This is a genomic window from Paracoccus sp. NIOT.M2S5SZ12, from assembly GCF_057748165.1.
In genome coordinates, this window is sequence record NZ_JBYLFR010000003.1 from 188,914 (window position 1) to 200,516 (window position 11,603).

General features: G+C 69.7%; 14 protein-coding genes. 11 read left to right on the plus strand and 3 right to left on the minus strand.

Annotated elements, in window-relative coordinates; translation table 11 throughout:
* Window positions 1-58: 58 nt before the first annotated feature.
* The 7 genes from AC2SGK_RS04460 (at window position 59) to AC2SGK_RS04490 (ending at window position 5,955) form a co-directional block, all read left to right on the plus strand.
* Window positions 59-871 (plus strand): glutamate racemase, encoded by an 813-nt coding sequence (locus tag AC2SGK_RS04460; protein ID WP_488322384.1) that lies wholly within the window; start codon window positions 59-61, stop codon window positions 869-871.
* A gap of 20 nt (window positions 872-891) precedes the next feature.
* Window positions 892-1,341, plus strand: a complete 450-nt coding sequence (ccmE, locus tag AC2SGK_RS04465) for a cytochrome c maturation protein CcmE (protein ID WP_488322385.1) — start codon at window positions 892-894, stop codon at window positions 1,339-1,341.
* A gap of 113 nt (window positions 1,342-1,454) precedes the next feature.
* On the plus strand, window positions 1,455-2,066 hold the full coding sequence (locus AC2SGK_RS04470) for a holin-associated N-acetylmuramidase (protein WP_488322386.1): 612 nt from the start codon (window positions 1,455-1,457) through the stop codon (window positions 2,064-2,066).
* Window positions 2,057-2,584 (plus strand): holin family protein, encoded by a 528-nt coding sequence (locus AC2SGK_RS04475; protein ID WP_488322387.1) that lies wholly within the window; start codon window positions 2,057-2,059, stop codon window positions 2,582-2,584. The genes AC2SGK_RS04470 and AC2SGK_RS04475 overlap by 10 nt, the downstream gene beginning before the upstream one ends.
* 103 nt (window positions 2,585-2,687) lie before the next feature.
* Window positions 2,688-4,652 (plus strand): heme lyase CcmF/NrfE family subunit, encoded by a 1,965-nt coding sequence (locus tag AC2SGK_RS04480; RefSeq protein ID WP_488322388.1) that lies wholly within the window; start codon window positions 2,688-2,690, stop codon window positions 4,650-4,652.
* On the plus strand, window positions 4,649-5,122 hold the full coding sequence (locus AC2SGK_RS04485; protein ID WP_488322389.1) for a cytochrome c-type biogenesis protein: 474 nt from the start codon (window positions 4,649-4,651) through the stop codon (window positions 5,120-5,122). Before AC2SGK_RS04480 ends, AC2SGK_RS04485 begins: the two co-directional genes overlap by 4 nt.
* Before the next feature lie 62 nt (window positions 5,123-5,184).
* Complete coding sequence (locus tag AC2SGK_RS04490) at window positions 5,185-5,955, plus strand: enoyl-CoA hydratase-related protein (protein WP_488322390.1); 771 nt, start codon at window positions 5,185-5,187, stop codon at window positions 5,953-5,955.
* Here AC2SGK_RS04490 and AC2SGK_RS04495 read toward each other — a convergent pair.
* The 3 genes from AC2SGK_RS04495 to AC2SGK_RS04505 all read right to left on the minus strand — a co-directional run bounded on the left by AC2SGK_RS04495 (window position 5,952) and on the right by AC2SGK_RS04505 (window position 8,421).
* The gene (locus AC2SGK_RS04495) at window positions 5,952-6,632 is read right to left on the minus strand and encodes an NUDIX hydrolase (RefSeq protein WP_488322391.1); all 681 of its coding nucleotides are present in this window, start codon (window positions 6,630-6,632) and stop codon (window positions 5,952-5,954) included. The genes AC2SGK_RS04490 and AC2SGK_RS04495 overlap by 4 nt on opposite strands.
* Entirely contained in the window at window positions 6,629-7,030 is a 402-nt protein-coding gene (locus AC2SGK_RS04500; protein ID WP_488322392.1) for a DUF983 domain-containing protein, read from the minus strand. The genes AC2SGK_RS04495 and AC2SGK_RS04500 overlap by 4 nt, the downstream gene beginning before the upstream one ends.
* Window positions 7,031-7,098: 68 nt before the next feature.
* Window positions 7,099-8,421 (minus strand): diguanylate cyclase, encoded by a 1,323-nt coding sequence (locus AC2SGK_RS04505; protein ID WP_488322393.1) that lies wholly within the window; start codon window positions 8,419-8,421, stop codon window positions 7,099-7,101.
* Between the two features lie 178 nt (window positions 8,422-8,599).
* Between AC2SGK_RS04505 and AC2SGK_RS04510 the strand changes: the two genes are divergently transcribed.
* From AC2SGK_RS04510 to AC2SGK_RS04525, 4 genes are all read left to right on the plus strand, one after another.
* A complete protein-coding gene (locus AC2SGK_RS04510; protein WP_488322394.1) occupies window positions 8,600-8,890 on the plus strand; it encodes a DUF3572 family protein in 291 nt (96 codons plus the stop codon).
* 70 nt (window positions 8,891-8,960) lie between these two features.
* Window positions 8,961-9,530, plus strand: coding sequence for a heme NO-binding domain-containing protein (locus AC2SGK_RS04515; protein WP_488322395.1), 570 nt, complete (start codon window positions 8,961-8,963; stop codon window positions 9,528-9,530).
* Window positions 9,531-9,553: 23 nt separating this feature from the next.
* Window positions 9,554-10,534: a GGDEF domain-containing protein gene (locus tag AC2SGK_RS04520; RefSeq protein WP_488322396.1), complete on the plus strand. Its 981-nt coding sequence runs from the start codon at window positions 9,554-9,556 to the stop codon at window positions 10,532-10,534.
* Between the two features lie 392 nt (window positions 10,535-10,926).
* The gene (locus AC2SGK_RS04525) at window positions 10,927-11,553 is read left to right on the plus strand and encodes a Crp/Fnr family transcriptional regulator (protein WP_488322397.1); all 627 of its coding nucleotides are present in this window, start codon (window positions 10,927-10,929) and stop codon (window positions 11,551-11,553) included.
* Window positions 11,554-11,603: the final 50 nt, after the last annotated feature.

Below are 11,603 nucleotides of genomic sequence, written 5' to 3' on the forward strand. Positions count from 1 at the left end.
GTCGTGGCGTCCTAAGAAGGGCGCCACGATCACAGGGACGGTCTCAGGGGGGCGGCAGATGGCGGTAGGGGTCTTCGATTCGGGGCTGGGCGGGCTGACGGTCCATCAGGCCATCGCCGCGCGCCTGCCCGACCTGCCGCTGGTCTATCTGGGCGACAATGCGCACGCGCCCTATGGCGTGCGGACCCATGACGACATCTTCGAGCTGACCTGCGCCGGGGTCGAGCGGCTGTGGGCCGAGGGCTGCGATCTGGTGATCCTGGCCTGCAACACCGCCAGCGCCGCGGCGCTCAAGCGCATGCAGGAGACCTGGCTGCCCGCGGACAAGCGCGTCTTGGGCGTCTTCGTCCCGATGATCGAGGCGCTGACCGAACGGGCCTGGGGCGACAATTCGCCCCCGCGTCAGGTGGCCGTGAACAACGTGGCCCTGTTCGCCACCCCCGCCACCGTCGCCAGCCGGGCCTTCCAGCGCGAGCTGGCCTTCCGCGCGGTCGGCGTCGATGTCGAGGCGCAGCCCTGCGCCGGCGTCGTCGATGCGATCGAGATGGGCGACGAGCAGCTGGCCGAGGCGCTGGTCACCAGCCATGTCGAGGCGCTGAAGCGGCGCATGCCACATCCGGAGGCGGCGGTTCTGGGCTGCACGCATTATCCGTTGATGCAGGAGGCCTTCCAGCGCGCGCTTGGCCCCGACGTCAAGGTGTTCAGCCAAGCGGGGCTGGTGGCCGAGAGCCTGGCCGATTACCTGATCCGCAGGCCGGAATTCGTGGGGTCGGGGACGGAGTCGAAATACCTGACCACGGGCGATCCGGTGCGGGTCGGCGGCAAGGCCACGCAGTTCCTGCGCCGCCCGCTGCGCTTTCAGGCCGCGTGAGGAGGCTCCCGATGGCCGGCATGAAATCCCTCAAGAAGCAGCGCCGCATCCAGGTCCTGGCCGCAGGCAGCGTGGCGCTGGTCCTGGCCGTGGCGCTGATCGGATACGGGTTCAGCGACGGCATCAACCTCTATCGCTCGCCCAGCCAGGTCACCGAGGCCGCACCCGAGCCGGACGAGTTCTTCCAGCTGGGCGGGCTGGTCAAGGAGGGCTCCATCGTCAACCGCGAGGGTGTCGCCTTCGACTTCGTCATCACCGACGGCGCGGCCGAGATCCCCGTGGCCTATGTCGGCGGCGACCCGCGTCCGGACCTGTTCAGCGAGGGGCAGGGCACCATCGCCAAGGGCTGGTATCGCGACGGCCGCTTCGAGGCGCGCGAGATCCTGGCCAAGCATGACGAGACCTACATGCCGCGCGAGGTCGTCGACACGCTGAAGGCGACCGGCGTCTACAAGGACCCCGACGCCTGACGCCCCCGAAACGGACGCCCAGGCAACGCCCGCAGGGTTAACAGGACGTTAACCGCCCCCCGTCAGCATTCCCCGCAGCGCCCCGTCCGGGGTGCGCAACGCGAGGGGGTGCCATGCCGAGTGTCGAACAGATTGCCCGAGAGATCGTCGCCCGCGAGGGTGGCTTCGTGAACGACCCCGACGATCCGGGCGGGGCCACCAACCATGGCGTCACCATCGGGACCATGCAGGCCCTGGGTCTGGACCTGAACGGCGACGGCCGGGTCGATGTCGCGGATGTCCGCGCCCTGACGCGCGCCCAGGCCGAGCAGATCTTCGTCCAGCACTATTTCGCCAGGCCCCGGCTGGCGGATCTGCCTGCCCCGGTTCAGGCGAGCGTCTTCGACATGTATGTCAACGCCGGGGCCAATGCGGTGAAGATCCTGCAGCGGCTGGTCACGCGGATGGGCTTTCCTGCGGTCGATGACGGCATCGTCGGCCCCGCCACCATCGCCGCCGTGACCGAGGCGGCCCAGGCCGCGCCCGCGCACCTGGCCGATGCCTATGGCATCGCGCGGCGCAACTACTACTACGCGCTGGCCGATCAGCGTCCCGCCAGCCGGAAGTTCGCCCGCACCAAGGCCGGCGGCAAGGGCGGCTGGATCACCCGGGCCGAGGAGTTCATCGCGCCGCGCTATCACCTGACCCAAGCAGAGCACCGCGAAAGGACCGCGAAATGGGCCTGATCGACCGCTTCATCGGCATCGCGCCGACCGTTACCGCCCTGGGCAGCGCCGCGACCGGCATGGCCGAGGTCTTCACCCAGAACGCCACGCGCCGCATGGAGCTGGACGAGGAGGCCTATGCCCGCGCCATCGCCCAGCACGGGCAGGAGTTCGCCGTGCCGCGCCAGGGCTGGTTCGACGGCTTCGTCAACGGTCTGAACCGCCTGCCGCGACCGCTGCTGGCCTTGGGGACGATGGGGCTGTTCATCTATGCCATGGTCGAGCCGATCGGCTTCGGCATCCGCATGGAGGGGTTGCAGCGTGTGCCCGAACCCCTGTGGTGGCTCTTGGGCGCCATCGTGGGGTTCTATTTCGGGGCGCGGGAGGCGCATCACTTCCGGCACCGGGTCTGGCCCGCCCGCGTCACCGAGGAGACGACCGTGGTCCCCACCGGCCAGCCGGCCCGCGTCGTCCGCCCGGACGACGATTTCGCCGACAATTCCGCGCTGCGGGACTGGGTCGCGGGCCTGCGCGATTAGGCCGCAGCCGCGGGCGCCGAAGGACGGGGCTGGGACCAAGGGGGGGCTTTCCCCCCCTTTCGCGTATCCCTATGCTGCGAGGCCAGCAGAGGGATTGCCGCAGATGATCGCAGAGCTTGGCCATTTCGCCCTGATCCTGGCCTTCACGGTCGGGATCTTCCAGATGATCGTGCCGATGGTCGGCGCGGCGCGCGGCTGGCACGGCTGGATGGAGAGCGCGCGTCCCGCGGCCTTGGTGCAGGCCGCGCTGATCGCGGTCAGCTTCGGGGCGCTGACGGTGGCCTTCGTGACCTCCGACTTCTCGGTCCGGCTGGTCTACGAGAACTCCCACACCGCCAAGCCGCTGATCTACAAGATCAGCGGTGTCTGGGGCAACCATGAGGGCAGCATGCTGCTCTGGGTGCTGATCCTGGCGCTGTTCGGGGCGGCGGCGGCGCTGTTCGGGGGCAACCTGCCGCCCAGCCTGCGCGCCCGCGTCCTCGGCGTGCAGGCCTCGGTCACGGTGGCCTTCTACGCTTTCATCATCTTCACCTCCAACCCCTTCTGGCGCATGGGAAATCCGCCCTTCGACGGGCGCGACCTGAACCCGCTGCTGCAGGACCCGGGCCTGGCCTTCCATCCGCCCTTCCTCTATCTCGGCTATGTCGGGCTCTCGATGGCCTTCAGCTTTGCCGTGGCCGCCCTGATCGAGGGGCGCGTCGATGCGGCCTGGGCGCGGTGGGTCCGGCCCTGGACGCTGGCGGCCTGGGTGTTCCTGACCATCGGCATCGCGCTCGGCTCGTGGTGGGCCTATTACGAGCTGGGCTGGGGCGGCTTCTGGTTCTGGGATCCGGTCGAGAACGCCAGCTTCATGCCGTGGCTGCTGGCCGCCGCGCTCCTTCATTCCGCCATCGTCGTCGAAAAGCGCGAGGCGCTGAAAAGCTGGACGATCCTCCTGGCGATCCTGGCCTTCGGCTTTTCGCTGATCGGGACGTTCATCGTGCGCTCGGGGCTGATCACCTCGGTCCACAGCTTCGCCAACGATCCCGAACGCGGCATCTTCATCCTGGCGATCCTGGTCCTGTTCACCGGGGGCGCGCTGACGCTCTATGCGCTGCGCGCCTCGGCGATGACCGCCAAGGGGGTCTTCTCGCCGGTCTCGCGCGAAGGGGCGCTGGTGCTGAACAACGTCCTTCTTGCGGTCTCGGCCTTCGTGGTCTTCGTCGGCACCATCTGGCCACTCTTGGCGGAGATGGTCTGGGGCAGGGTCCTGTCCGTGGGGCCGCCCTTCTTCAACCAAGCCTTCACGCCCTTCATGATCGTGCTGGCCATCGCGCTGCCCTTGGGCTCGCTGATGCCGTGGAAGCGCGCGGGCCTCGCGCGCAGCCTGCGGCCCCTGCGCGGCCCGGCGGTGCTGACGGCGGCGGTGATGCTCCTGGTCTTCGCGGTCTCGACCGGTCACTCGGCACTGGCGGTGATCGGGGCGGGGCTGGGGGCTTGGCTGATCTTCGGCGCGCTGGCCGATCTGTGGCTGCGCACCGGATCGTCGGGCGCGGGGCGCCTGCTGCGCCTGCCGCGCGCCGATTGGGGCAAGGCCGTGGCCCATGCGGGCCTGGGCGTGACCTTCCTGGCCGTGGCCCTGATCCAGGCCTGGCAGGTCGAGGACGTGCGCGTCGCCCAGATCGACCAGCCGTTCCGCGTCGGCGCCTATGACCTGGTGTTGCGCGACGTGGACCGGGCGGACGGCCCCAACTATCTCGCGCAGCGCGCGGTGATCGAGGCCAGCCGCGACGGCCGCCCCGTCGCCATGCTACACCCGGAAAAGCGCGTCTATCCGGTCCAGGGCATGCCCACGACCGAGGCCGCGATCGATTACGGCCTGTGGCGCGACCTCTATGTGGTGCTGGGCGACGAACAGCCGGGCGGGGGCTGGGCGGTGCGGACCTACATCAAGCCCTTCGCGAACTGGATCTGGGGCGGGGCGATGCTGATGGCGCTTGGCGGGCTGATCAGCCTGACCGACCGGCGCTATCGGGTGGCGGCGGGGGCGGCCAAGACCGTCCGGCGCGGCGCGGTGCCTGCGGAATGAGGCCCGCCCGCCGCATCGGCGCCGCCCTGTCGCTGCTGGTGGTGCTGACGGCGACGCCGGTCCTGTCGGTACAGCCCGACGAGATCCTGCCCGACGCGGCGCTGGAATCGCGCGCGCGCGACATCTCACAGAAGCTGCGCTGCCCGGTCTGTCAGGGCGAGAATATCGACGAATCGAACGCCCCCATCAGCCGCGACCTGCGGCTCTATGTGCGCGAGCGTCTGGTGGCGGGCGACAGCGACGCCGAGGTCATCGACAATGTCGCCGACCGCTTCGGAGAGTTCGTCCTGTTCGAGCCGCGCGCGCAGGGCGCGAACCTGATCCTGTGGCTGGCTGCGCCGCTGATGGGGCTGGTCGCGGCGCTGACGGCCGCGGGCTTCCTGCGCGGTCGCAGCCGCGCGCAGGAGAGCGTCACCGCGCTGGAGCCGGAGGAACAGCGCCGCCTGGACGAGATCATGCGCCGTCCCTGACGCGGGGTCGCGCTTTCCCCGGCGCCGCTTTCCTGCATGATCCGCGCCAAAGGGAGGCCGCCATGACCTACGAGACCATTCTTCTGTCCGTCGCCGAGGGCGTCGCGACGCTGACGCTGAACCGCCCCGAGGCGCTGAATGCGCTGAACGGCCGGATGCGCGCCGAGATCACGGCCGCGCTGACGCACCTGCCCGAAGGCGTGCGCGCGGTCGTCATTACCGGGGCGGGCCGCGGCTTCTGCTCGGGGCAGGACCTGACCGACGCGGCATCGGCCGTCGATCTGGAACGCACCCTGCGCGAGGAATACGAGCCGATGCTGGCCGCGATCACCGGCTGCACGGTGCCGGTCATCGCGGCGGTGAACGGCGTCGCGGCCGGGGCCGGGGCCAATCTGGCGCTGGCCGCCGATGTGGTGATCGCGACGGAGAGCGCGACCTTCATCCAGGCCTTCACACGCATCGGGCTGATCCCGGATGCGGGCGGCACCTGGATCATCCCGCGGGCGGTCGGCGCGGCGCGGGCGATGGGCATGATGCTGTTCGCCGAACCCGTGACGGCCCGGCAGGCGGCGGATTGGGGCCTGATCTGGGAGGCGCTGCCCGATGACGCGTTCCACGCCGGCGTCGCCCGCCGCGCGCAGGCGCTGGCGCAAGGGCCGACCCAAGCCTTCCTGTCGATCCGCGAGGCGCTGGCGGCCTCGTTCGGCAACGACATGGGCGAGCAGCTGGCGGTCGAGGCGCGGCTGCAGGGGCGTGCGGGGCACAGCGCCGATTTCGCGGAAGGCGTCGGCGCCTTCCTGCAGAAGCGCAAGCCTGTCTTCCGGGGTCGCTAGGCGATCTGGCGGAACACCGGCGCCGGCCCGCGATTGTCGAAGAAGGGCACCGTCGCGGGCGGGCGCAGCGGTTGGCCCTCCTCGCGCAGCGCCAGCAGCGCGCCCAGCTCGGCCAGCACGACTTCGGTGATGAAGGGCAGGTCCAGCGCCCGCACCTCGGACATCGGGACCCATTGCAGGTGCGAAAGCTCGTCGCAGGCGGCGCTGAAATCGTCCGGATCGCCCTGGATGCGGTCGGCATCGACCACCAGGAAATGCGCGTCGAAGCGGCGCGGCCGCCCCGGCGGCGTGATCGCGCGGAACAGATAGATCAGCGCCGAGGCATCCGGCGTCAGCCCGGCCTCCGAGAATCCCGGCCAGAGGCAGGGGTGGCCATCGGGTCTTCCGATCAGCAGGCCCGTCTCCTCGGCCAGCTCGCGCAGCGCGGCCGCCGCGATGGCGTCCGGGCCGGGGCCCTGCCCATCGGCCAGACGCGCGCGGCATGGCTCTCCAATCGACCCGGCCAGCGCGACATCCGCGTCGCCCGGATCGACCGCGCCGCCGGGAAAGACGAATTTCGACGCCATGAAGGCCGCCCCCGCACCGCGCATGCCCATAAGCACCGCGTCCTGACCGTCCATCCGACGCACGACCAGCACCGTCGCCGCATCGCGAATCGCCGGACCCTCGACCGTCATCGCCGCGCTGCCCCGTCGTCGAAGCCGTGCATGCGCCGCGCCCATTGCAGGCCCACCATGCCGCCCTTCATGATCGGCAGCAGGATCAGCGACAGCACGATCGCGCCGATCCCGAAGGACCAGATCATCGTCGCGGCACTGGGCCGCCAGGCGATGAACGAGGCCAAGAGCAGCGGTGCCCCCAGATGCGACACGATCAGCACGGTCAGATAGGCCGGGCCGTCATCGGCGCGCTGATGGTGCATGGCCTCGCCGCAGGCCGGGCAATGGTCGGCGACCTTGAGATAGCGGGTGAAGAGGCGCCCCTCGCCGCAGGCGGGGCAGCGACCGCGCGCGCCGCGCAGCATGGCCGCTCCGGTCGGGCGGTCGTCCGGACTGAGGTCGGTGGCCTGGCTCATGCGCGTGCTCCGCGGATCGTCATGTCGCGGCGATCCTACCGGCCGGGGCGAGCGGAGGAAAGCACCCTCTATGCCGCATGCTGCTTCGTCGCGCAGACGACGCGGTTCCGCCCGGCGGCCTTTGCCGCCAGCAGGGCCCGGTCCGCCTGCTCCAACGCCAGATGCGCGACCTGTTCGGGCCAGCTGTCGCCGTCACCCCGGCCGAGCGCAAGGCCCACGGAGGCGGTGACGCGCAGCTGTCCGCCGCCCGAGACCCCCGGCAGCCGCACCGGGCGCGCCTGCACCGCGAGGCGCAGGGCCTCGGCGATCTGCATCGCGCGTACCGTCGGACAGTCGCCCAGCACCACGAGGAACTCCTCTCCGCCCATCCGCGCGATGAGGCCGTCAGGGCCGACCGTGTCGCGCATCCGGGTGGCGATCTCGGCTAGGACGGCATCGCCTGCGGTATGGCCGTGGCGGTCGTTCACGGCCTTGAAGTGGTCCAGATCGATCGCGAAGACACCGAAGCTGCGCCCGGACTGTGCCGAGGCGCGCACGATGTCGGCCAGCTTCGGCAGCGCATAGCGGCGGTTGTGCAGCCCGGTCAGTGGATCGGTCATCGCCCAGACCATGTGACGGCGGACCTCGGCGCGGCGCTGGTCGCTACGCGACTTGCGCGACAGCAGCATCTGCAGCGACATGGCGGCGGCCTCGGCGGCGGCGGACGTGTCCAGCAGGTCGGCGATCACCTCGCCCGCGCCCAGGTCCAGGGCGATCGCCGAAAGCTCATGGCGGTCCGGCGCGATGGCGATGACGAAGCCTGCATCGCGCGAGCCGTGCCGGCTGCGCAGCTCCGACAGCAGGCGCAGCCCGTCGCCACGCTCGCGCAGGTCGGCGGCGATCAGGTAGAGATCGACCTGACGGCCCTCGGCGGCGGCGCCCAAGGCCTGGTCGGGGTCGCGTACCTCGAAGCGGCAGCTCATCCGATCCGACAGCATCTTGCGCCAGCGCAGAGCGCGCGCGGGGCTCTCGGCCACCAGGACGACCAGCGGGCGTGTGCCATGGGCGAAGGCCGCAGGCGCCTCGGCCATGCCCATCGCGACGCCGGCATCGCCCGGAGCATCGCACTGCCGCAGGATGTTGCGGATACGGGCCAGCAGGATCTCGTCGCCGCTGTCAGGCTCCAGCGTCGCCGTGGCGCCGGCCTGCAGCGCGGCTAGCCGCGCCTCGGCCGAGACCAGCATCAGGATCGGCACCTCGTTCAGGCGCGGATCACAGGAGATCGCGGAACACAACGCCTCGGCCGGAAGGTCGGGCAGGGCGCCGCTGATGATGATCAGGTCCGGCAGCCCGTCATCCAGCTGCCGCGCCAGCTGTTCGCGCGTGCCCGCCGCGACGACGTCGTAGCGCACGGCCGAAAGGCGGACCTTTAACGTGATCCGCGCCGTGGATGCGCCGTCTGCAATGAGGATGCGTGCTGTCATCGGCCTATCCAGAAAACCCCGACTTACTCATTTCAAATTCGCCTAAAATGCTTAACAAAGGGTTTCATTTCCGACGTGCTCACAAAATTGATACTTGAGGGACGACATGGCCTATTCGGTGACACAGGCGGCCGATCTGGCCCAGCAGGTGCTGATCGCCCTGGTGGACCGCCCCGAAGACCTCGGCGCCTTCATGGAGGGCGCGGGGCTGCAGCCCTCCGATATGCGGGATTTCGCGGACAGGCCCGACATCGCGCTCTACCTTCTTGATTTCGTGACGGAAGACGATGACCGGGTGATTGCCTTTGCGCAAGCCCTCGGGCTGCGGCCCCAGGACGTCATGGCCGCCCGGACGGCGCTTTCCGGCCCGGGAAGCTACGGCTGGACCGCCGATTAGCGGAATTCCGCCACCATCTTTCCGGTTTGTTTACGCCCGGACGCTAATCTCGGCTCGAATCGAGGTGGGCATGAACGGTCTGATCAATCGCGCGATCGAGGAGTTTCTCCGCTCCACTTACGGGGAGGGGCTGGTCCAGGCGGTGCTGGAGGAGACGGCCGTCGCGGCGGGCGGCCTGTCCGGCGGGATCCTCGCCGCGGGCTCGGACTGCCTCGACCGCGCGGCTTTCCGCCTGAGCAAGCCGCGCGGCGAGATGATCGAGGATCTGGGCGGCTGGATGACCCGGATCGAGCCGATCCGCCGCCTGCTGCGCTTCTCGGGGCGCGACTTCCGGGACTTCCTCCTGCGCCTGGACGAACTACCGGGCCGCGCGCATCTGGTCCTTCCCGATCTGGTGGTCCCGCCGATCGAGGTCGCGTCCGGCGACCAGAGCGTCTGGCTGATCATGCTGGATCTGGACGAATCCTGGCAGCATTTCCTCATCGGGCTGATCCGAGGCATGGCGGATGATTATGGCGCGCTGTGCCTGATCGCCGCGGACGAAGCCGCGATCCGGGTGGACATCTGGGATGAGCAGTTCGCCGAGGGGCGGCTGTTCAGCCTGCAGGCCATGGTTCCGGCCGGAACGGTGCTGTCGTGACCGCGGCGTTGCGGGACGCCGTCATGCAGCTGGGGACCGGGGCGCTGGCGCAGCTTCTGCCGATGCATCTGTGGCTGGAGGATGGCGGAACGGTCCTGTCGGTGGGGCCGACGCTGGCCAAGCTGGTTCCAGACCTCTCGGAGGGCCTGCCCGGCCGTCTGGCGCCGACGCGCGTCGGGCGGACGGGCTGTCCGCTGGCCGAGATGCGTGTCGCGATCGATCAGCGGCGACGCCTGTTCCTGCGTGCGGTCTGCGCCCGCGACGTCGTCCTGCGCGGCCACGGCATCCGCGTCGAGGACGGCAGCATGCTGGTCAACTTCGGCTTCGGCATCAGCCTTCATCACGCCATCCGGACCGCCGGGCTGACCGACGACGACTTCGCCCCCTCGGACCTCGCGATGGAACTGCTGTTCCTGCACGAGGCCAATCGCGGCGTCCTGACCGAGCTGTCGCGCTTCAACGCGCAGCTGGCGCAGTCGCGCGAACAGGCGCTGATGCAGGCGCTGACCGATCCGCTGACCGGGCTGCACAACAGGCGCGGGCTGGAGCAGGCACTGGCGCAGGCGCTGCGGCCTTCCGACCTGCCGGATGCAGGGCCGCAGCCCTTCGCCCTAGTGCATCTGGACCTGGATCAGTTCAAGCAGGTGAACGACCAGCTGGGCCATCAGGCGGGCGACGACTTGCTGCGCGCCGTGGGCCAGGTGCTGCGCGGGCAGATCCGCAAGGCCGACACCGCCGCCCGCATCGGCGGGGACGAGTTCGTGCTGATCCTCAAGGGCATGACCTCGCGCACCGCATTGAGCCATCTGGCGCAGCGCATCATCCGCGCCATCGAGGCGCTGTCGCCCAAGGATCTGGCGCCGCTGGTGACCTCGGCCAGCCTCGGCATCGTGATCTGGACGCATGCCGTTCCCACCCACCCTGACGAAATCTTGGCGATCGCCGACAGGGGGCTCTACGAGTCCAAGGCCCGCGGGCGCGCCTGCGCGACGATCGTTCCGTGACGCCGGCCGCTCCGTGCGATGGTCCGTGACGGCCTGATGCGGGAAAAGACCGGCTCTGTCGTCACCGCGACAGACGGCGATGCGCGATCTGCGCTAAGGTCGGGGCAGGAGCGGGGCATCGTTCCTGTCGCCCTGTGTTCCGATCAACCGCCCCGCCCGACGATGCGTCGCGGCGGGATCACGGTCCCGCCGTAGCAGTTTGCGGTTCCATCTCGCTGCGCAAGATGTCACCATCGCGTTATGGTTCGGGCGGCGGTGCAGACATGACGGCGCGGATATCCAGGTCCATCCCGGCCGGGTCGGACATCCTTGACCTGCTCAGACGTCTGCGCCCCGCGATACTCGCCGGCATCACCCATGACGGGCTGTCCGCCCTGATTGCGGAGGCGCGCATGATCTCCGTCTCGCAGCCGCTGGAGGTCCTGCGTCAGGGCGAGGTCGCGGACTGGGCCTATCTGATCCTGAAGGGCCGGATCGAGGTCAGCTATCTTGACCGCGACGGCAATCGGGTCTTGGCCCATCTGGCGGGTCCAGGCGAGGTGATGGGCGAGGTCGAGCAGTTCTCGGGCCGGACCTGCGCTGCCGGCTGCACCGCACTGCCTGACAGCACCTTGCTGCTGGTCAATGCCGCGATGATCATGCGGCACATGCCGCACGACTTGCTGATCCGCAACCTTGCGACCATCTTTCACGACCGCCTGACGCGCGACAACCGGCAGCAGTCCATCGCGATGTTCTACGCTTCGGAGCACCGCGTCCGCATCCATCTGCTGTCCCTGACCACCCCCGACGCGCCGCAGATCCGGCTGAGCCAGGCAGAGCTTGCGGCCTTTGCCGGCTGCTCGCGCCAGACGGTGAACCGGACCCTGTCGCAGCTGCGCGCCGAGGGGATCGTCGATCTTGGCCGCGGCACGATCCGGGTGCTGGACCGCGCCCGCCTGCGCGATGCCGGCAGGGGGGATGCGACCGGTGCGGGCCCCGAGGACGACGGCGCGTCGCTGGACATGCCGAAAGCGTGACCGCCCGCGCGGCCTGAAGGGCTGAGATTTCCGGCCTCCTGCGGTTATCT